Source organism: Pseudomonas sp. OVF7 (assembly GCF_030644265.1).
Taxonomy (GTDB): domain Bacteria; phylum Pseudomonadota; class Gammaproteobacteria; order Pseudomonadales; family Pseudomonadaceae; genus Aquipseudomonas; species Aquipseudomonas gorinensis.
Window position 1 is genome coordinate 5,021,607 of record NZ_CP128996.1, and the last position, 21,187, is coordinate 5,042,793.

The following is a 21,187-nucleotide window of genomic DNA, read 5'->3' on the forward strand; positions in this document are numbered from 1 at the left end:
CTCTCGTTTATCAAAGTTTGGTCAAGGACAGGCCGGCCCAGGTGGCGAGCAGCCCGCCGAATACGCTGATGCCCAGGTACCCGAAGGCGACCAGGGCCTGCCCGCTTTCCAGCAGGCGCAGCGTATCCAGTGAAAAGGATGAAAAGGTCGTCAGACCGCCTACAAAGCCGACAATCAAGCCGGCCCGAATTTCAATCGGCACTTCCGGGCGCAACAGGAACCAGCCGTACAACAGCCCAATGATCAGGCAACCCACCAGGTTGACGGCCAGGGTCGCCGCATAAAAATGCTTCGGCCAATTGGCGTTTACCCAAGTACCGGTGGCGAAACGCAATAATGTACCAGCGATGCCGGCAACGGACACGGCAAGAATCGTCTTGAGCACTACTTTCTCCGCTGTTTTGGGCTGAGGCGATCGAGTTGGGCGAGGTGATTGAGCTTTTCACCGATCTTCAGCTCCAGGCCGCGAGGCACTGGCTGGTAGAACGGCTGCGGCTCCAGTTCCTCGGGGAAGTAATCTTCGCCGGCGGCATAGGCGTCCGGCTCATCGTGGGCATAGCGATATTCATCGCCATAGCCCAGTTGCTTCATCAGTTTGGTCGGGGCATTACGCAGGTGCAGCGGTACTTCGAGGGAACCATGCTCGGCGGCGGCCCGCAGGGCCGACTTGAACCCCATGTACACCGCGTTGCTTTTTGGCGCGCAGGCCAGGTAGGTGATGGCTTGGGCCACCGCCAACTCGCCTTCAGGGCTACCGAGGCGCTCCTGCACCTCCCAGGCCGCCAGGCATAGGCTCAAGGCGCGCGGGTCGGCGTTGCCGATGTCTTCGCTGGCCATGCGCACCACGCGGCGCGCCAGGTACAACGGGTCACACCCGCCATCGATCATCCGCGCGAACCAGTACAGCGCGCCGTCCGGGTTGGAACCACGTACCGACTTGTGCAGTGCGGAGATCTGGTCATAGAAGGCTTCGCCGCCCTTGTCGAAGCGGCGGCGGGTATCGCCGAGCAGACTTTGCAGCAGGTCAACGCCAATTTCGCTGCCGTCTTCGGCCAGGTCGGAGGCGTTCTCCAACAGGTTGAGAAAACGTCGGCCGTCGCCGTCGGCAGCGCTCAGCAGGATCTTGAAGCCTTCGTCACTGAGGCTCAGCTGGCGCTTGCCCAAGCCCTTGTCTTCGCTCAAGGCGCGCTGCAGCAGCTTGCGCATCGCCGCTTCGTCGAGGCTCTTGAGCACATAGACCCGCGCCCGAGAGAGCAAGGCGTTGTTCAATTCGAAGGACGGATTCTCGGTGGTGGCCCCGATAAAGATCAGCGTGCCATCTTCGACATAAGGCAAAAATGCATCCTGCTGCGACTTGTTGAAGCGATGCACTTCGTCAACGAACAGGATGGTGCGCTTACCGTATTGCCCGGCCTGCTGCTTGGCGACCTCGACGGCCTGGCGGATCTCCTTGACCCCGGCCAGGACCGCCGAGACCGTTTCAAAGTGCGCGTCGGAGACCTTCGCCAGCAGCCTGGCCAGGGTGGTTTTACCCACGCCCGGCGGCCCCCAGAAAATCATCGAGTGCAGCGCACCCTGCTCCAGGGCTTCGCGCAGAGGCTTGCCGCGAGCGAGCAGGTGTTCTTGACCGACATACTCATCCAGGTTGGTGGAGCGCAAGCGCGCGGCCAGGGGCTGGGCAATCGGGTCACTTCGAAACAGATCCATGGGCAGCGCTTGAGACCTCTAGGCAGGTTATTCCTGGATCACGTCGGCACCCTTGGGGATGTCGAACTTGAACTTGGATGCCGGTACCGGCTGGTTGGCCTTGACCCCGGAGAACAGGATATCGGTACGCTGGCCGACACTGTCGATCAGGCGCATGTTGTTGATCATGCCGTTGCCGAACGACAGGTTCAGGCTGTCAAACAGCGTGTCCTTGGATTTCGGCTTGAGGGTGAATTCGATCACATTGCTGGTTTGCTTGGAGGTGATGTCGAAGCTTTTGTTGATTTCCGACACATCGCCCGACAGCAACAGCGCCGGGGTCTGGCTCAGGCGCGGATCCAGCCTTTTGATGGTCGCCTGTTCCAGGTCAGGATCCCACAGCGTGACCTTCTTGCCGTCGGAAACGATGGTCTGTTCAGCCTTACCTTCGGTGTGCCAGTAAAACAGGCCTGGACGCTGCACGGCCATCTCACCCGCGGTTTCCTGCAACCGGGTACCACCGGCATCCAGGGTCAGCTGGGAGAAACGCGCAGTCAGGGTCTGGGATTTGTCCAACAGGTTTTTCAAGCTGTCGACGGAAGCCTGGTCAGCGTGGGCCGAGACAGCAGTCAGGGCCAGTGCCGGCAACAACAGCATGCGGATAAGACGCATGGGAGTCCTCATTGAGTCGTTTAAGGCGCGCCGCGTAATGCCACGCGGCGCGTGATCAGTCGCGCATCTGCCCAGGAGCGATGACTTCGCGCGAGCCGTTGGTGTTCATTGCGGTGACGACGCCAGCGTTTTCCATGGCCTCGATCATACGGGCGGCGCGGTTGTAGCCGATCTTCAGCTTGCGCTGCACCGCGGAGATCGAGGCGCGACGACTTTCCAGCACGAACGCCACGGCCTCGTCGTACAGCGCATCGGTTTCGGCATCATCGTCACCGCCGCCGCTGCCACCGTCGAAGCCGCTGCCGGCCTCTTCGACACCGGCGAGGATGTCATCGTTGTACTCCGGCGCGCCGCGCAGTTTCCAGGCTTCCACCACGCGATGCACTTCGTCGTCGGAAACGAAGGCGCCGTGGACCCGGATCGGCAGGCTGGTGCCCGGCGGCATGTAGAGCATGTCACCGTGCCCCAGCAATTGCTCGGCGCCGCCCTGGTCGATGATGGTGCGCGAGTCGATCTTGCTGGAAACCTGGAACGCCATCCGGGTCGGAATGTTGGCCTTGATCAGGCCGGTGATCACATCCACCGAAGGACGCTGGGTGGCGAGGATCAAGTGGATACCGGCCGCACGCGCTTTCTGGGCAATACGTGCGATCAGTTCTTCGACCTTCTTGCCGACGATCATCATCATGTCGGCAAATTCATCGACTACCACCACGATGGTCGGCAGCTTGCTCAGCAAGGGCGCTTCGTCGTGGATGCTTTCGCGCTTGTACAGCGGGTCGGTCAACGGCGTGCCGGCATCCTGGGCTTCCTTGACCTTGGCGTTGAAGCCCGACAGGTTACGCACGCCCATCTTCGCCATCAGCTTGTAGCGGCGCTCCATCTCGGCCACGCTCCAACGCAGGGCGTTGGCGGCGTCCTTCATGTCGGTGACTACCGGGCAAAGCAGGTGTGGAATGCCTTCGTAGATCGACAATTCCAACATTTTCGGGTCGATCATGATCAGCTTGGCGTCTTCCGGGCCGGACTTGAACAGGATCGACAGGATCATCGCGTTCACACCCACCGACTTACCGGAACCGGTGGTACCGGCCACCAGCAGGTGAGGCATCTTGGCCAGGTCGGTGATCACCGGCTTGCCGCCGATATCATGGCCCAGGGCCAAGGTCACCGGCGATTTGAAGTTGTCGTACTCCGGCGTCGACAGCACCTCGGAGAAGCGCACGATCTGGCGGTCTTCGTTGGGAATCTCGATACCCACGGTGGTCTTGCCGGGGATCACTTCCACCACGCGCACGCTGGTCACGGCCAGGGAGCGCGCCAGGTCCTTGGCCAGGTTGGAAATGCGGCTGACCTTGACGCCAGCGGCGGGCTGGATTTCGTAACGGGTAATCACCGGGCCGGGGTGGATCGAATCCACCGATACCTCGACGCCAAATTCCTTGAGCTTGATTTCCAGCAGGTGGCCGACGGCCGCCAGGGACTCAGGGGAATAATTGAGTTGTTTCTTTTCGGCCGGGTCGAGAATCGAGATCGGTGGCAAGGTGCCTTCGACCGCGCTGTCGACAAACAAGGGGGCCTGCTTCTCTTTCTGGACGCGATGGCTCGGCTCCGGGGCCTTGGTCGGCGCAGGGGCAATCACCGGTGGCACCTGTTTCTCACGGTCCGACATGTGCTTGCTCAGGGCCTGCTCGCGCTCGATCAAGCGTTCCTTGACCTTGGCTTGCTCGCGGCGATCCGGCGTACTCGGGGCGACCACTTCGTTGACGCGGGTGTCCACCTCACGCAGTTGCGCGACCATGCGCTTGCGATCGACCCGGGCCGCCCACCAGCGGTTGGCAGCGCCTTGGAACAGTTCCAGCAGGTCAAGGGTGATCTTACCGGTCACGTCCATCACCTTGAACCATGACAGGTCGGTGAACACCGTGAGGCCGAACAGGAACAATGCGATAAACATCAGGGTGCTGCCCTGGATGTTCAGGGTCTTGCGCGCCAGGTCGCCGAGGCTTTCGCCCAATGCGCCACCCGCGCCCGCCGGCAGGCCGGTGGGCGCGTGGAAATGGATATGAGCCAGCGCCGCGCCGGACAGCACCAGGAACACCAGGCCGATCAGCCGCCAGGAAAACAGCCAGCCACTCCACTGCCACGGCTCATGACGCTGGCGGAAGATCTGCCAGGTCTTGATCGCCAGCAACAGCGGGAAGATATAAGCGAAGTAGCCCAATACCATGAACAGGATATCGGCGCTGTAGGAACCGGCAGGCCCACCGAAATTCTGCACGTCTTCGATCTTGCTGTTGTGGCTCCAGCCCGGATCGTCCTTGCCATAGGTGAGCAAGGCCATCATCAGGAACAGGCACAACGCACCGATAGCGATCAGCGCACCTTCCTTGAGTCGATAGTGCAGGTGCTGGCGCCAGGCCGGCACGACTGTCTTGGGTGTCGCGGTGGATTTCTTCAAAACGGGTCTTTTCCTGCGCCTTCAGCGCGTCCATCTGTTGAATGACTGCACACTACCGCTCAATCCGAGCAGTTGAAAAATGAACGAACATTGTTGAATTTACTTTTAACATTCCGTGACTGATTCACGAAACGGCGATAACGCCACAATGGCCGCATTGTACGGGTTTGTGCCCCCGATGCCACGCCACTTACCTTTCTGCAGGCAGCATAGCCAATTGTGTGTCACACCATGTTCAATTTGAGCATGCATTGTCTTTGCTGACAAAGGCTTATGAGCTGTTTTTGCCAATCCAGGCAAGCTTGGCAAATGGCCTGCATCGGCCAGACCCGATTACGACCACACCTCGCGCACAGAGTTGCAGAACCTTCCGCTCACGTTAATCCACGTCAATGGCCGATTCGGACTGGCCCCATGGCGCTGGGTCGACAATAATCACCCCCTTGGGGCAGGCAACATGCCTGCCACTCCCCTCCCCTTCCGTAAGCCTGGATGCCATGCTGACCTGGTTGCAACGCAATACCCTGACCTTCCCGCCGCTGGCCAAAGCCATGCGCGAACCCAACGGCCTGCTCGCCGCCGGTGGCGACCTGTCGGCCGAACGATTGATTCAGGCCTACCGCCATGGCTGCTTTCCATGGTTCTCGGAAGGCCAGCCGATCCTGTGGTGGTCGCCGGACCCGCGCACCGTGATTTTTCCGGACGAGCTGCACGTATCCCGCAGCCTGGGCAAATTATTGCGCCAACAGCGTTATACCGTGACGTTCGACCAGGACTTCGCAGCGGTCATCCAGGCCTGCGCCGCGCCCCGCGCCTATGCCGATGGCACCTGGATCACCGAAGGCATCCAGAGCGCCTACCAGGCGCTGCACAAACGCGGTTATGCGCACTCCGTGGAGGTATGGGACAACGGAGAGCTGGTGGGCGGGCTGTATGGCCTGGCGATGGGCCAGCTTTTTTTTGGCGAGTCCATGTTCAGCCGCGCTGACAACGCCTCGAAATTTGGCTTCGTCACGCTGACCCGTCAATTGCAGGCCTGGGGGTTTGTGCTGATCGACTGCCAGATGCCCAATGATCACCTGCACAGCCTGGGCGCCCGCGCCATTCCCCGCAGCGAGTTCGCCGGCTTCCTGCACGACCACTTGGATCAACCCAGCTCTGGGCCGTGGGTTTCCTAGGCGACATCCGCGCACCTGGCTTACACTTATTTCAAAGCTTATCCGAGGGTTGATCATGACCGAGCTGGCGCGTTTGAAGTTTTATGCCACTCAAGCCCACTCTTGCAGCTATCTGCCAGACGAACAGGCCACCACCCTGTTCCTCGACCCCAGCCAGCCGATGGATGTGCATGTGTATGCCGACCTTTCGGAAATGGGTTTTCGGCGCAGCGGCGATCACCTCTACCGGCCCCACTGCCAGAACTGTAATGCCTGCGTGCCGGCACGCATCCCGGTGGCGCAGTTTTTACCCGATCGTAACCAGAAGCGCATCCTCAAGCGCAATGCCGACCTGACTGTCACCGCGAGCAAGCCTCGATTCAGCGAAGAATACTTCGACCTGTATCAGCGCTACATTGAACAACGCCATGCCGACGGCGATATGTTCCCCCCCAGCCGCGACCAGTTTTCCACGTTCCTGGTGCGCGACCTGCCCTTCTCGCGCTTCTACGAGTTTCGCCTCGACGGCCGCCTGCTGGCCGTCGCCGTGACCGACCTGCTGCCCAACGGCCTGTCGGCGGTCTATACCTTCTATGAGCCGGCCGAGGAACGTCGCAGCCTGGGACGTTTCGCGATCCTCTGGCAAATCGGCGAAGCTCTACGCCTGGAACTGGAGGCGGTGTACCTGGGCTACTGGATCAAAAACTGCAAAAAGATGAACTACAAGACCCAATATCGGCCCATTGAACTGCTAATTAATCAAAGATGGGTCACGCTTAACTAGAACCCCTTGGCTTAAACACCCTTTTTCGGGCACAATGCACGCCGCTTTTGCCTGGCGCAGTTGCACCGGGCCATTCACTGGATACCGAGGGCTTTACTGCATGTCGAAAGAAGACAGCTTCGAAATGGAAGGCACTGTCGTCGACACCCTGCCCAACACCATGTTTCGTGTGGAGTTGGAAAATGGGCACGTCGTAACCGCGCATATCTCCGGCAAGATGCGCAAGAACTACATTCGTATTCTTACCGGTGACAAAGTGCGCGTCGAGCTGACGCCCTATGACTTGAGCAAAGGGCGCATCACTTACCGCGCTCGCTAATCAAGTCAATACAAAACGCCCGGTTATGCCGGGCGTTTTTGTGTGCGTGCTATTTACCAAGTGCCAAAACCAAATGTGGGAGGGGGCTTGCCCCCGATAGCAGTGTTTCAGTCGCTACATAAGTGACTGATCTACCGCTATCGGGGGCAAGCACCCTCCCACATTGGCGCCCGCAGCTATCGATCAGGCCATTTCAGCCGTGGTTTCGAACTCGAAGGTCAGTTCGCCGTCCTTCAGGTCGATATGCACCACGCCACCATGGTCGGACAATTCGCCAAACAGGATCTCTTCGGCCAATGGCCGCTTGATCTTGTCCTGGATCAGACGTGCCATTGGGCGAGCACCCATTGCCGCGTCGTAGCCACCCTCTGCCAGCCAATTGCGCGCCGCGTCCGTTACGTCCAACTGCACGCGCTTGTCTTCCAACTGCGCTTGAAGCTCGGTAAGGAACTTGTCCACCACGCTTTTGATGACCTCATGGCTGAGGCGACCAAACTGGATAATAGTGTCCAGGCGGTTGCGGAACTCCGGCGTAAAGCTCTTCTTGATGACTTCCATCGCATCGGACGAGTGATCCTGATGCGTAAAGCCGATCGAGGCCCGCGCAGCCGTTTCAGCACCGGCGTTGGTAGTCATGATCACGATCACATTGCGGAAGTCCGCCTTGCGCCCGTTGTTGTCGGTCAGGGTCCCGTGATCCATGACCTGCAGCAGCAGGTTGAAGACTTCCGGGTGAGCCTTCTCGATTTCATCGAGCAACAATACGCAATGCGGCTGCTTGGTGATTGCCTCGGTCAACAGGCCGCCCTGGTCGAAGCCAACATAGCCTGGAGGCGCACCGATCAGGCGCGACACGGTGTGACGCTCCATGTACTCGGACATGTCGAACCGCACCAACTCGATACCCATGGCCTTGGCCAACTGCCGCGCAGCCTCGGTCTTGCCGACGCCGGTAGGGCCGGCGAACAGGAACGAACCGACAGGCTTGTCCGGCGACTTGAGGCCCGCACGCGACAGCTTGATCGCGGTGGACAGCGAGTCGATGGCCGCATCCTGGCCGAAAACGGTGAGCTTGAGGTCACGTTCCAGATTACGCAGCAGTTCCTTGTCGGAGCTGGTGACGTGTTTTGGCGGAATCCGCGCAATTTTCGCCACGATATCCTCGACCTGGGCCACGTCGATGCGCTTCACCCGCTTCTCGACCGGCTGCAGACGCTGATAAGCACCCGCCTCATCGATCACATCGATCGCCTTGTCCGGCATGTGACGGTCATTGATATAGCGCGATGCCAGCTCAGCCGCCGCCCGCAATGCTTCATCGGTGTACTCGATGCCGTGGTGCGCCTCGAAACGCCCCTTGAGCCCGCGCAGGATGCCGATGGTGTCTTCAACCGAAGGCTCGGACACGTCGACTTTCTGGAAGCGACGCGCCAGTGCGCGATCTTTCTCGAAGATCCCACGGAATTCCTGGAACGTGGTCGAACCGATGCAGCGAATGTCACCCGACGACAGCAGAGGCTTGAGCAGGTTGGACGCATCCATCACCCCACCGGACGCCGCACCGGCACCAATGATCGTGTGGATCTCATCAATGAACAGGATCGCCTGCGGGCGTTTTTTCAATTCGCCAAGCAAAGCCTTGAAGCGCTTCTCGAAATCACCACGGTACTTGGTGCCCGCGAGCAACGCGCCCAGGTCCAGTGAATAGACAACGCTGTTGGCCAGCAGGTCTGGCACCTGGTTATCGACGATGCGCTTGGCCAGGCCTTCGGCGATCGCGGTTTTACCGACACCCGCCTCACCCACCAGCAGCGGGTTGTTCTTGCGACGGCGCGCGAGGATCTGCGCGACACGCTCCACCTCAAGCTCACGCCCTACCAGCGGATCGATCCGCCCCTGGCGCGCCAATTCATTAAGGTTGCTGGCATAGGCATCCAGTGGATTGCCCGAAGAAGAAGACTCACCGCCCTCGTCATCCTGCATTTCCTGCTCACCCTCGGAATGATCGCCGTGCCCAGGCACCTTGGAGATACCGTGGGCGATATAGTTGACGACATCAATACGGGCAACGCTCTGTTGCTTGAGCAGGAATACCGCCTGGCTTTCCTGTTCGCTGAAGATCGCCACAAGCACGTTGGCGCCCGTGACTTCACGCTTGCCGGAGCTCTGTACGTGGAAAACAGCACGCTGCAACACCCGCTGGAAGCCCAGGGTTGGCTGGGTTTCGCGGTCCTCGTCATGCACGGGGATCAGTGGCGTGGTGGAGTCGATAAACTCCTGCAGGTCATGCTTGAGTTTGTCGAGGTTGGCGCCGCACGCACGCAATACGGTGGCGGCAGCTTCGTTATCCAAAAGTGCCAGCAGCAGGTGCTCGACGGTCATGAATTCATGACGCTTCGAACGAGCCTCCTTGAAGGCAAGATTGAGGGTGACTTCGAGCTCGCGGTTTAACATAGCTTCACCTCATACCCAAGTGGTCGGCGTTAACCGTCCTTCTCGATTTCACAGAGTAGCGGATGCTGGCTTTCCCTGGCGTACTGGTTGACCTGCATGGCCTTTGTCTCGGCGATGTCGCGGGTAAACACTCCACATACTGCCCGTCCTTCTGTGTGAACGGCCAGCATTACCTTGGTCGCCAACTCGCGGTTCAGGTTAAAAAACACCTCGAGCACTTCGACCACGAAATCCATCGGTGTGTAGTCATCATTGAACAAAACCACCTTGTACATCGGCGGCGCCTGTAAAGCAGGCTTGGCCTCCTGAACAGCAATGCCTGCAGAACCGTCGTCATCGTGTTCGTGATCCGGTCGATCCTGATTGAATGTTAGTCGAATCTGGCTGATTGCATGCATGGAAAGAAAGGTTCGTCAGTGGTTCAAATACAGTGGTGGGGGCGAGCTGTCAGAATTTCAACTCTGACTATACGGTCGCCTTGACTATCGGCAAAACGGTGTTACAACCAATAGAACCCACAGTGGGTAAAAAAGGTCCGCGCAGTCAACCTTATTTATTCGGGTTAGGACGGATAAACTGGATGATACTCCAGTGATGGAGTCTGGTGCAGAAGGAAATGTGTATGTCTGGCGTCAAGATCAATGGCAAGGTCAAGTGGTTCAACAACGCCAAAGGATATGGCTTTGTGCAGGAGGATGGAAAAACCGAGGACCTTTTTGCGCATTACTCAGCGATCGAAATGGATGGCTATAAAACGCTGAAAGCGGGCCAAGCTGTGAGCTTTGAAATCATTCAAGGACCGAAAGGGCTGCACGCCGTCAAGATCGAACCAGTGAAAGCGGAAACACTGGAAAAACCCGCAGCCCCGCACGCTCATAAAGAAAAGAAACAAACGGCCTGAACCATCGGCTGCCGAGCGAGCAAATTGCGATAAAAAAAACGGCCACCCAGTCAAATCGGGGCGGCCGTTTTTTGTTGCCTGAACCCTACACCTACATATGCGAAATCAGCGCATCGCCGAAGCCTGACGAAGAGACCAGCTTGGCACCTTCCATCAAGCGCTCGAAGTCATAGGTCACGGTCTTGGCCGAGATAGCGCCATTGGTGCCCTTGATGATCAGGTCGGCCGCCTCGGTCCAACCCATATGGCGCAGCATCATTTCTGCCGACAGGATCAATGAGCCCGGGTTGACCTGGTCCTTGCCCGCATACTTGGGCGCAGTCCCGTGGGTGGCCTCGAACATGGCCACGGTGTCGGACAGGTTGGCGCCCGGCGCAATACCGATACCACCCACCTCCGCCGCCAGGGCGTCGGACAGGTAGTCGCCGTTCAGGTTAAGCGTCGCGATCACGTCATATTCAGCCGGACGCAGCAGGATCTGCTGGAGCATCGCGTCGGCAATGGCATCCTTGACCACCACATTCTTGCCGGTCTTGGGGTTCTTGAACTGCATCCACGGGCCACCATCAAGCAGGGTGGCACCGAACTCTTCAGCCGCCACTTCGTAGGCCCATTCCTTGAAGGCACCTTCGGTGAACTTCATGATGTTGCCTTTGTGCACGATGGTCAGCGAGTCGCGGTCGTTATCCACCACATATTGCAGGGCCTTGCGCGCCAGGCGCTTGGTGCCCTCCAGCGATACCGGCTTGATACCAATGCCGCAATCCTGATCGAAACGGATCTTGGTGACACCCATTTCTTCCTTGAGGAACTTGATCACCTTGATGGCTTCCGGCGAGCCGGCTTTCCACTCGATGCCGGCGTAAATATCTTCGGAGTTTTCACGGAAGATGGTCATATCCACGTCACCGGGCTTCTTGACCGGGCTCGGTACACCCTCGAACCAGCGCACCGGACGCAGGCACACATACAGGTCGAGTTGCTGGCGCAGGGCTACGTTCAATGAACGGATACCACCACCGACTGGAGTGGTCAGCGGGCCCTTGATGGACACCACGTAATCCCTGACCGCATCCAGGGTTTCCTGGGGCAGCCAGGTGTCCTGGTCGTAGACTTGGGTCGCCTTTTCGCCGGCGTACACCTCCATCCACGAGATTTTGCGCTTGCCGCCGTAGGCTTTTTCAACAGCCGCGTCGACTACCTTGATCATCACCGGGCTGATGTCGACGCCAATACCGTCACCTTCGATATAAGGGATGATCGGTTGGTCAGGAACATTGAGAGAATGGTCTGGATTGACGGTGATTTTTTCGCCGACTGCCGGAACCTGAATCTTCTTGTATCCCATGCTGAACTCCATCTATGGATTGAACATCTGGCTGCGTTCGAGCCTACTCCAGATAAATGGCGACTGAAACCTCGCGCCATGCTCATTTGCATCGAAAACAGCACATTTAGTCGCCTACAAGCCTGAAAGCAAAGGGAAAAGCGCCAATCTTGAGCACATCGTGCGACTTTAGGCGTAATCCGGTACCTGCGACCTTTAGACCAATGGACGACACACCTTTTGTATGAAGGCTCAGCGTAAGCATAGCGACCTATGTATAATGCCGCCGCTGACCAAAGAGTCACGACGGCGGACCGCTCTAGAACAACGCCCTCCGCCACAAAGCAGGACTATTACAATAGTCCACCCGCTTGACGCTCGACTGATGCAACCCAACATCACCGCGAAGAAACCTCGACCTTTCGCTCATGGATGACTTTGAACGAACGCGCTCTACCCGGCGCATCTCGAGTTTCTGCGCACGCTTTCAGCAAAGAAGAGAGTTAATCCGAATATGCCCACCCGCTCGAAGATCATCTACACCTTCACCGACGAAGCCCCAGCCCTCGCCACCTATTCACTGCTGCCTATCGTAGAGGCCTTCACCGCTTCCGCTGATATTGCCGTGGAAACCCGCGACATCTCCCTCGCCGGGCGCATCCTCGCAAGCTTCCCCGAGCAACTGGGCACCAAGGCCGTACCGGACCACCTCGCCGAACTGGGCGCCCTGGCCGTGACCCCTGAAGCCAACATCATCAAGCTGCCTAACATCAGTGCCTCGACCCCCCAACTGCAGGCGGCGATCAAGGAACTGCAGGCCCAGGGCTATGCCCTGCCGGACTACCCCGAAACCGTAACCACCGACGCGGAAAAAGAAACCCGTGCACGTTACGACAAGGTCAAGGGCAGCGCCGTGAACCCGGTCCTGCGCGAAGGCAACTCCGACCGTCGCGCGCCCCTGTCGGTCAAGAACTACGCACGCAAGCACCCGCACAAAATGGGCGCCTGGGCTGCCGACTCCAAGTCCCACGTTGCCCACATGAGCAACGGCGACTTCTACGGCAGCGAAAAAGCCGTACAGATCGAAGCCGCTGACACTGTCAAAATTGCGCTGGTCGCCCAAGACGGCACCACCACCGTCCTGAAGGAAAAGACCACGGTCAAGGCCGGCGAAATCATCGACAGCGCCGTACTGAGCAAGAAAGCCCTGCGCAGCTTCATCGCCGCTGAAATCGAAGACGCCAAGAAACAAGGCGTACTGCTGTCGGTTCACTTGAAAGCCACCATGATGAAGGTCTCCGACCCGATCATGTTCGGCCAGATCGTTGCCGAGTTCTATAAAGACGCCCTGGCCAAGCACGCAGACGTGCTGGCCGAGATCGGCTTCAACCTGAACAACGGTATCGGCGACCTGTACGCACGCATCAAGGCCCTGCCGGCCGAGCAGCAAGCGCAGATCGAAGCTGACATCCAGGCGGTCTACGCCTCGCGCCCTTCCCTGGCGATGGTCAACTCCGACAAAGGCATCACCAACCTGCACGTGCCGAGCGACGTCATCGTCGACGCTTCGATGCCGGCCATGATCCGTGACTCCGGTAAAATGTGGGGCACCGACGGCCAACTGCACGACACCAAGGCCGTGATTCCGGATCGTTGCTACGCCACCATCTACCAGGCCGTCATCGAAGACTGCAAGGCCAATGGCGCGTTCGATCCAACCACCATGGGCAGCGTACCGAACGTTGGCCTGATGGCGCAGAAAGCCGAAGAGTACGGCTCTCACGACAAGACTTTCCAGATCAAGGCTGACGGCGTGGTCCGCGTCACCGACAGCAAGGGCAACCTGCTGATGGAACAGCCCGTCGAAGCCGGCGACATCTTCCGCATGTGCCAGGCCAAAGACGCGCCGATCCAGGACTGGGTCAAGCTGGCCGTCAACCGCGCTCGCGCCAGCAACACCCCAGCCATCTTCTGGCTGGACCCGAAGCGCGCCCACGATGGCGCCGTGATCGAAAAAGTCCAGACCTACCTGAAAGACCACAACACCGAAGGCCTGGACATCCGCATCATGTCGCCGGTCGACGCGATGAAGTTCACCCTGGAGCGCACCCGCAAGGGCCTGGACACCATCTCGGTGACCGGTAACGTACTGCGCGACTACCTGACCGACCTGTTCCCGATCATGGAACTGGGCACCAGCGCCAAAATGCTGTCGATCGTGCCACTGATGAACGGCGGCGGCCTGTTCGAAACCGGCGCTGGCGGTTCGGCACCCAAGCACGTGCAACAGCTGCTGGAAGAGAACTTCCTGCGCTGGGACTCCCTGGGCGAATTCCTGGCCCTGGCAGCCTCCCTGGAACACCTGGGCGTGACATACAACAACCCGAAAGCCCTGGTACTGTCCAAGACCCTGGACCAGGCCACCGGCCAGTTCCTCGACAACAACAAGTCGCCATCGCGCAAAGTCGGCAACATCGACAACCGCGGCAGCCACTTCTACCTGGCGCTGTACTGGGCCCAGGCCCTGGCGGCACAGACCGAAGACACGGCACTGCAAGGGCAGTTCAGCGAACTGGCCAAGACCCTGGCCGCGAACGAAGCAACCATCGTTGCCGAGCTCAACGCCGTACAGGGCAAGCCAGTGGACATCGGCGGCTACTACGCGCCGAACCCGGAGCTGACCAGCAAGGCCATGCGCCCAAGCAACACCCTCAACGCGGCGATTGCCAAGTTGAAGTAAGGTTGTAAGGATGCAAAGAAGCCCCGGCCCTGTGCCGGGGTTTTTGTTTATGTGCTTTTTGCTGAAGAAACCCAATCAAGTTGTGGGAGGGGGCTTACCCCCGATGGCACATACCGACCAGGCTACTTATAGCTGATCCGCCGCTATCGGGGGCAAGCCCCCTCCCACATTGACTGCAATCCTGCCGATAGGCCGAGCCGTACAACTGAATCGAGGCATCCCATGACCTGGCAACCCCACATCACCGTCGCCACCATCGTCGAAGACAACGGCCGCTTCCTGATGGTCGAAGAACTCAAGAACGGGCGTGCCGTGCTCAACCAGCCCGCCGGCCACCTCGACCCACATGAAACCCTGACCGAAGCCGCCGTGCGCGAAACCCTCGAAGAAACCGGCTGGGACGTGGAGGCCACCGGCGTCGTCGGTATCTACCTGTACACCGCCCCCAGCAATGGCGTGACCTACCAGCGGGTCTGCTTCACCGCCAAGGCGCTGAAACACTACCCGGACTATCAACTCGACGAGGGCATCGTGCGCGCCCGCTGGCTGACGCGCGACGAGCTGATAGCCTTGCGCGACGACTGGCGCAGTGAGCTGATCATCCGCTGTATCGACGATTATCTGGCCGGTCAGCGCCACAGTCTCGAATTGATCCGCCCTTCTCTTTAGCCTTGCAGGCGCGAGCCTGCTAGAATCGCGTCCTTTTTAAAGACACCCGTTGAAATCCTATGCGTGATCCAGCCCCTTCTGACACACAAAAGAAGCGCGTCATCGTCGGTATGTCCGGCGGCGTGGATTCTTCCGTTTCCGCCGTTCTGCTCATGGAGCAGGGCTATGAGGTGGAAGGCCTGTTCATGAAGAACTGGGAAGAAGACGATGGAACGGAATATTGCACCGCCATGGACGACCTGGCGGATGCCCAGGCCGTGTGCGACAAAATCGGTATAAAGCTGCACACCGCCAACTTCGCCGCCGAGTACTGGGACAATGTGTTCGAGCACTTCCTGGCCGAATACAAGGCCGGTCGTACGCCGAACCCGGACATCCTGTGTAACCGCGAGATCAAGTTCAAGGCGTTCCTCGACTACGCCATGATGCTCGGCGCCGACCTGATTGCAACTGGCCACTACGTGCGCCGTCGCGACATCGATGGCCGCACCGAACTGCTCAAGGGCCTGGACCCGAACAAGGACCAGAGCTACTTCCTGCACGCCGTCGGCGGCGAACAGATCGCCAAGACCCTGTTCCCGGTCGGCGAGCTGGAGAAACCCGAAGTGCGCCGGATCGCCGAGCAACACGGCCTGGCCACGGCCAAGAAGAAGGACTCCACCGGGATCTGCTTTATTGGCGAGCGCCGCTTCAGTGACTTCCTCAAGCAGTACCTGCCGGCACAACCGGGCGAGATCAAGACCACCGACGGCGAGGTCATCGGCCGCCACCACGGCCTGATGTACCACACCATCGGGCAGCGCCAGGGCCTGGGTATCGGCGGCTTGAAAGACGCCGGTGAAGAACCCTGGTACGTACTGATCAAGGACCTGGAGCACAACGTACTGGTTGTTGGACAGGGCAATGAACACCCGCTGCTGTTCTCCCGCGCCCTGCTGGCGTCGGAGATCTATTGGGTCAACCCGATCGACCTGAGCACCCCGCGTCGCTTGACCGCCAAGGTGCGCTATCGCCAGAGCGACCAACCCTGCACCCTGGAAAAAACCGCCAGCGGTTACCGTGCCACCTTCGATGACCCGCAACGCGCGGTCACACCTGGCCAGTCCGTAGTGTTCTACGACGGGGAGATTTGCCTGGGGGGCGGCGTGATCGAAATCGCCGAACCCTGGAGCACCCCGGCATGAGCCCGACCCAGGAGCAACTGACGGCACTCGGCGGTGTATTCCTCGCCGCGGTGCTGGTGGACAAGATCGCCAAGACCGGCCAGGTCACCGAAGCGGGCCTGACCTGCATGCTCGGCAGCCTGCTGATCCGCGACCCCAAGGACACCCTAGAAGTCTACGGCGGCGACGACCTGGCCCTGCGCGAAGGTTACCGCGCGCTGATCGGCGCACTCGAGCGTGACCCGAGCACCTTGCAACGTGAGCCGCTGCGCTATGCCTTGTCGATGCTCGGTCTCGAGCGCCAACTGGCCAAGCGCGACGACCTGCTCGAGACCATTGGCAAACGCCTGCCGCAGATTCAATCCCAGGTGGAACACTTCGGCCCAGCCCACGAAAACGTGATCGCCGCCGTGGGTGCGCTGTACCAGGACACCTTGAGCACCTTGCGCCAGCGGATCCAGGTCCACGGCGACATGCGCAACCTGCAACAACCGAACAACGCCTCGAAAATCCGCGCGCTGCTCCTGGCCGGTATTCGTTCGGCGCGGTTGTGGCGCCAGTTGGGCGGTCATCGTTGGCAGCTGGTCATCAGCCGTCGCAAATTGCTCAAAGAGCTTTACCCGTTGATGCGCAACGAATAAGTCGTACCAACGGGCCCTTTTCAAGCCGTTACGCGTAATACGCCGGTCAGTTGGCAACGGACCGGCGGATTTTTTCATGTATGATACGCGCCCCATTTCGTTGCCCGACTGTCCGAGAACACCCCATGCAGCTCTCTTCGCTCACTGCGGTTTCCCCTGTTGACGGCCGCTACGCCGGCAAAACCCAGGCCCTGCGCCCTATTTTCAGCGAATACGGCCTGATCCGTGCTCGTGTACTGGTTGAAGTGCGCTGGCTCCAGCGCCTGGCCGCTCACCCCGCCATCAGCGAAGTGCCGGCGTTCTCCGCCGAAGCCAACGCCGTGCTCAACACCCTGGCGGAAAACTTCTCCCTGGAACACGCCGAGCGTGTCAAAGAGATCGAGCGCACCACCAACCACGACGTAAAAGCCATCGAGTACCTGCTCAAGGAACAGGCGGCCAAGCTGCCGGAACTGGCCCAGGTCAGCGAGTTCATCCACTTTGCCTGCACCAGCGAGGACATCAACAACCTGTCCCATGCCCTGATGCTGCGCGAAGGCCGTGATGACGTCATGCTGCCGCTGATGCGCCAGACCGCCGAAGCTATCCGCGAACTGGCGATCCGTTTCGCCGCCGTGCCGATGCTATCGCGCACCCACGGCCAGCCGGCGTCGCCGACCACCCTGGGCAAAGAACTGGCCAACGTGGTGTACCGCCTGGAGCGTCAGATCGCACAGGTCGCCGCCGTGCCATTACTGGGCAAGATCAACGGCGCTGTCGGCAACTACAACGCGCACCTGTCGGCCTACCCCGAGATCGACTGGGAAGCCAATGCCCGCGCCTTCATCGAAGACGAGCTGGGCCTGGGCTTCAACCCGTACACGACGCAGATCGAACCGCACGACTACATCGCCGAGCTGTTCGACGCCATTGCACGCTTCAACACCATCCTGATCGACTTCGATCGCGATATCTGGGGCTACATCTCCCTGGGCTACTTCAAGCAGCGCACTATTGCCGGCGAAATCGGTTCGTCGACCATGCCGCACAAGGTCAACCCGATCGACTTCGAAAACTCCGAAGGCAACCTCGGCATCGCCAACGCCCTGTTCCAGCACCTGGCCAGCAAGTTGCCGATCTCCCGCTGGCAGCGCGACCTGACCGACTCCACCGTACTGCGCAACCTCGGCGTCGGCTTTGCCCACAGCGTGATCGCGTACGAAGCCAGCCTCAAAGGCATCAGCAAGCTTGAGCTCAACGAGCAGAAGATCGCCGCTGACCTGGACGCTTGCTGGGAAGTGCTGGCCGAGCCGATCCAGACCGTGATGCGCCGCTATAACATCGAAAACCCGTACGAGAAGCTCAAAGAGTTGACGCGTGGCAAGGGCATCAGCCCTGAAGCGCTGCAAACTTTCATCGACGGCCTGGACATGCCAGCCGCTGCCAAGGCCGAGCTGAAACTGCTCACCCCGGCCAACTACATCGGCAACGCCGTGGCCCAAGCCAAACGCATCTGATTACCGCAAGACCCCTGAGACGCCCGGCCGCGCCGGGCGTTTTTATTCCAGTCTGAAAAGTGCTTTTTTTCAATAGGTTACACATGAATCCTGATATCCCTCTTCAACTTCTGGGCGGCATCACGGCACGGGAGTTCCTGCGCGACTACTGGCAGAAAAAACCCCTGCTGATCCGCCAGGCCATCCCTGACTTCGAAAGCCCGATCGACGCCGACGAACTGGCCGGCCTCGCCTTGGAAGAGGAAGTCGAGTCGCGCCTGGTGATCGAGCATGGCGAACGCCCATGGGAGCTGCGTCGCGGTCCGTTCGCCGAAGACACCTTCAGCACCCTGCCTGAGCGCGAGTGGACCCTGCTGGTACAAGCGGTCGACCAGTTCGTGCCGGAAGTGGCCGATCTGCTGGAGCAGTTCCGCTTCCTGCCGAGCTGGCGCATCGACGACGTGATGATCAGTTTCGCTGCGCCGGGCGGCAGCGTGGGTCCGCACTTCGACAACTACGATGTGTTCCTGCTGCAGGCCCAGGGCAAGCGCAACTGGAAGATCGGCCAAATGTGCAGCTCCGAAAGCCCGCTGCTGCAACACGCCGACCTGCGCATCCTCGCCGAATTCGAAGAAAGCGCCGAATGGGTACTGGAACCGGGCGACATGCTCTATCTGCCGCCACGCCTGGCACACTTCGGCATCGCTGAAGATGACTGCATGACCTACTCGGTAGGTTTCCGTGCACCGAGCGCCGCTGAAGTGCTGACCCACTTCACCGACTTCCTCAGCCAGTACCTGACCGACGAAGAGCGCTACACCGACGCCGACGCCCAACCAGCCGGCGACCCGCACCAGATCCAGAGCGACGCCCTCGACCGTCTCAAGAGCCTGCTGGCCGAGCACATGAGCGACGAGCGCATGCTGCTGACCTGGTTTGGCCAGTTCATGACCGAGCCGCGCTATCCGGAACTGGTTACCGGACCGGAAGACCTGTCGGAAGAAGACGTGGTGAGCAGCCTGGAAGACGGCGCCGTGCTGATTCGCAACCCGAGCGCGCGCCTGGCCTGGTCGGAAGTGGACGACGACCTGCTGCTGTTCGCCAGCGGCCAGAGTCGCTACCTGCCGGGCAAACTGCGCGAGCTGCTGAAGCTGATCTGCGCCGCCGACGCACTGCACATCGAGAACCTCAGCCCATGGCTGGCGGACGAAGATGGCCGCGACCTGTTGTGCGAACTGGTCAAACAAGGAAGCCTGGGGTTTGCCGATGAATAAAATTCACGTAAGTGTCGCGGACTGGCAAAAGGATATCGCCGAGATTCGGCGCATTCGTGAAGCGGTATTTATCGCCGAACAATCGGTCCCACCAGAACTGGAGTGGGACGCAGACGACGCAGATGCAGTGCATTTCCTCGCATACGAGGGCGACTTCCCGATTGGCACCGCTCGCCTGCTGCCCAGCGGCGAGATCGGTCGCGTGTCGGTCCTCAAGGACTGGCGCGGGCTGAAGGTCGGCGACAAGCTGATGGAAGCCGTGATTGGCGAGGCCGAGAAACGCGGCCAGACCAAACAGTTCCTCAGCGCGCAGGTCTATGCGGCACCGTTCTATGAGCGACTGGGCTTCAAGATCACCAGCGAGGAATTCCTGGAAGTCGGGATTCCGCATGTCGACATGGTGCGCGGGGGCTGATCCCCGTGGCGAGCGGGCTTGCCCCGCGCTGGGCTGCGTAGCAGCCCCAAAAACCAGACGCCGCGCTCTTTCTGAAGGAACGCGGCGTTTTTTATTGGGGCTGCTACGCAGCCCAACGCGGGGCAAGCCCGCTCGCCACGACAGACTTACCCACTACAGCAGGCTTGATCCTCACTAAACTTGCGACCTGCCAGGCCGACAAACTGGCACTATCAAGCCTAAATGACTCGCAGAGATAACGGACATGTCCCTTCGCACCCTACTCACCGCTCTCCTCCTGACCGCCAGTTGCACGGCATTGGCCGACACCGAAGTCGTCAACCTGAGCAACCGTACCAGCGCCGACCTGCTGCCCGTGGCGCAGAACTTCATCGGCAAGGACGGTACCGTCAGCGCCTACGGCAACCAACTGATCGTGAATGCCGCCCCCGGTAAGATCCAGGACCTGCGCGCCCTGCTCGCCCAACTGGACACGCCGGCCAAACGCCTGCTGATCACCGTCGATACCAATGAAAACAACCAGCAGAACAGCGGCGACAGCCAGACGCGCATCATCAGCTACGGCACCGCCAGCCGCGAGGGCGGCATCCAGCAGATCCAGGCCAGCGAAGGCGTACCCGCGTTGATCCAGGTCGGCCAGAGCGTCCCCCTGACCACCACGCAGCCCGATGCCTACGGCCGCCCGCAGAACCAGACCCAGTACCGCAACGTCACTCAGGGCTTCTACGTCACCGCCAGCGTCACCGGCGACACCGTGCACCTGGCGATCAGTACCAACCGTGACCGCATGAGCCAGGAACGTGCCGATGTAGTGAACGTGCAAAGTACCGACACAACCGTCAGCGGCCGGCTGGGCGAATGGATCCCCCTGGCCGGCATCAACCGTGAGACCCAGGCCGATAAATCCTCCACAACCCGCAGCTACTCTACTCAGGGCCGTGACGACCTGACTTTGCGGGTTAAGGTCGACACCCTGAACTGAAGCACCAAAAACTGACTGACGAGTCGTATTAGACTAAAGATGTAGTGCTATAAAAAAAGCACTACAA

The 21,187-nt window shown here is 59.8% G+C and carries 19 protein-coding genes; 12 read left to right on the forward strand and 7 right to left on the reverse strand.

The window, feature by feature from the left end:
* Positions 1 to 10 precede the first annotated feature (10 nt).
* From crcB to ftsK, 4 genes are read right to left on the reverse strand one after another with little or no spacing between them, the layout of a single operon-like run.
* Entirely contained in the window at positions 11 to 385 is a 375-nt protein-coding gene (gene crcB / locus QU606_RS22670) for a fluoride efflux transporter CrcB (RefSeq protein WP_024076158.1), read from the reverse strand.
* Entirely contained in the window at positions 385 to 1,707 is a 1,323-nt protein-coding gene (locus QU606_RS22675; protein WP_304997551.1) for a replication-associated recombination protein A, read from the reverse strand. The genes crcB and QU606_RS22675 overlap by 1 nt, the downstream gene beginning before the upstream one ends.
* Before the next feature lie 27 nt (positions 1,708 to 1,734).
* Positions 1,735 to 2,358, reverse strand: a complete 624-nt coding sequence (gene lolA, locus QU606_RS22680) for an outer membrane lipoprotein chaperone LolA (RefSeq protein WP_168233395.1) — start codon at positions 2,356 to 2,358, stop codon at positions 1,735 to 1,737.
* A gap of 55 nt (positions 2,359 to 2,413) precedes the next feature.
* Positions 2,414 to 4,819: a DNA translocase FtsK gene (gene ftsK, locus QU606_RS22685; protein ID WP_024076161.1), complete on the reverse strand. Its 2,406-nt coding sequence runs from the start codon at positions 4,817 to 4,819 to the stop codon at positions 2,414 to 2,416.
* Between the two features lie 497 nt (positions 4,820 to 5,316).
* Between ftsK and aat the strand changes: the two genes are divergently transcribed.
* From aat to infA, 3 genes are all read left to right on the forward strand, one after another.
* On the forward strand, positions 5,317 to 5,997 hold the full coding sequence (aat, locus tag QU606_RS22690) for a leucyl/phenylalanyl-tRNA--protein transferase (protein ID WP_024076162.1): 681 nt from the start codon (positions 5,317 to 5,319) through the stop codon (positions 5,995 to 5,997).
* A 55-nt stretch (positions 5,998 to 6,052) separates the two neighbouring features.
* Positions 6,053 to 6,760: an arginyltransferase gene (locus QU606_RS22695; RefSeq protein WP_024076163.1), complete on the forward strand. Its 708-nt coding sequence runs from the start codon at positions 6,053 to 6,055 to the stop codon at positions 6,758 to 6,760.
* A 100-nt stretch (positions 6,761 to 6,860) separates the two neighbouring features.
* Positions 6,861 to 7,079 (forward strand): translation initiation factor IF-1, encoded by a 219-nt coding sequence (infA, locus tag QU606_RS22700; protein WP_002553999.1) that lies wholly within the window; start codon positions 6,861 to 6,863, stop codon positions 7,077 to 7,079.
* Positions 7,080 to 7,262: 183 nt separating this feature from the next.
* On the opposite strand, the gene clpA is transcribed toward infA, so the two are convergent.
* Both clpA and clpS read right to left on the reverse strand, forming a co-directional pair.
* Positions 7,263 to 9,533 carry an ATP-dependent Clp protease ATP-binding subunit ClpA gene (clpA, locus tag QU606_RS22705; protein ID WP_024076164.1) on the reverse strand — a complete coding sequence of 757 codons (2,271 nt, stop codon included), beginning with the start codon at positions 9,531 to 9,533 and terminating at the stop codon, positions 7,263 to 7,265.
* A gap of 29 nt (positions 9,534 to 9,562) precedes the next feature.
* A complete protein-coding gene (gene clpS / locus QU606_RS22710; RefSeq protein ID WP_010567912.1) occupies positions 9,563 to 9,931 on the reverse strand; it encodes an ATP-dependent Clp protease adapter ClpS in 369 nt (122 codons plus the stop codon).
* Between the two features lie 224 nt (positions 9,932 to 10,155).
* On the opposite strand from clpS, the gene cspD reads away from it, so the two are divergent.
* Positions 10,156 to 10,434: a cold shock domain-containing protein CspD gene (gene cspD, locus QU606_RS22715; protein ID WP_304997552.1), complete on the forward strand. Its 279-nt coding sequence runs from the start codon at positions 10,156 to 10,158 to the stop codon at positions 10,432 to 10,434.
* Between the two features lie 91 nt (positions 10,435 to 10,525).
* On the opposite strand, the gene icd is transcribed toward cspD, so the two are convergent.
* Positions 10,526 to 11,782 carry an NADP-dependent isocitrate dehydrogenase gene (icd, locus tag QU606_RS22720; protein ID WP_102625113.1) on the reverse strand — a complete coding sequence of 419 codons (1,257 nt, stop codon included), beginning with the start codon at positions 11,780 to 11,782 and terminating at the stop codon, positions 10,526 to 10,528.
* A gap of 493 nt (positions 11,783 to 12,275) precedes the next feature.
* On the opposite strand from icd, the gene QU606_RS22725 reads away from it, so the two are divergent.
* From QU606_RS22725 to QU606_RS22760, 8 genes are all read left to right on the forward strand, one after another.
* Positions 12,276 to 14,501 carry an NADP-dependent isocitrate dehydrogenase gene (locus tag QU606_RS22725; protein WP_024076167.1) on the forward strand — a complete coding sequence of 742 codons (2,226 nt, stop codon included), beginning with the start codon at positions 12,276 to 12,278 and terminating at the stop codon, positions 14,499 to 14,501.
* A 222-nt stretch (positions 14,502 to 14,723) separates the two neighbouring features.
* Complete coding sequence (locus QU606_RS22730) at positions 14,724 to 15,170, forward strand: NUDIX hydrolase (RefSeq protein WP_024076168.1); 447 nt, start codon at positions 14,724 to 14,726, stop codon at positions 15,168 to 15,170.
* Positions 15,171 to 15,229: 59 nt separating this feature from the next.
* A complete protein-coding gene (mnmA, locus tag QU606_RS22735; RefSeq protein WP_024076169.1) occupies positions 15,230 to 16,354 on the forward strand; it encodes a tRNA 2-thiouridine(34) synthase MnmA in 1,125 nt (374 codons plus the stop codon).
* Positions 16,351 to 16,974 carry a high frequency lysogenization protein HflD gene (hflD, locus tag QU606_RS22740; protein ID WP_024076170.1) on the forward strand — a complete coding sequence of 208 codons (624 nt, stop codon included), beginning with the start codon at positions 16,351 to 16,353 and terminating at the stop codon, positions 16,972 to 16,974. The genes mnmA and hflD overlap by 4 nt, the downstream gene beginning before the upstream one ends.
* Positions 16,975 to 17,099: 125 nt before the next feature.
* A complete protein-coding gene (gene purB / locus QU606_RS22745; protein ID WP_024076171.1) occupies positions 17,100 to 18,470 on the forward strand; it encodes an adenylosuccinate lyase in 1,371 nt (456 codons plus the stop codon).
* An 83-nt stretch (positions 18,471 to 18,553) separates the two neighbouring features.
* The gene (locus tag QU606_RS22750; protein WP_024076172.1) at positions 18,554 to 19,723 is read left to right on the forward strand and encodes a cupin domain-containing protein; all 1,170 of its coding nucleotides are present in this window, start codon (positions 18,554 to 18,556) and stop codon (positions 19,721 to 19,723) included.
* Complete coding sequence (locus tag QU606_RS22755) at positions 19,716 to 20,138, forward strand: GNAT family N-acetyltransferase (protein ID WP_024076173.1); 423 nt, start codon at positions 19,716 to 19,718, stop codon at positions 20,136 to 20,138. Before QU606_RS22750 ends, QU606_RS22755 begins: the two co-directional genes overlap by 8 nt.
* Positions 20,139 to 20,382: 244 nt before the next feature.
* Positions 20,383 to 21,120, forward strand: a complete 738-nt coding sequence (locus tag QU606_RS22760) for a secretin N-terminal domain-containing protein (RefSeq protein WP_069076506.1) — start codon at positions 20,383 to 20,385, stop codon at positions 21,118 to 21,120.
* Positions 21,121 to 21,187: the final 67 nt, after the last annotated feature.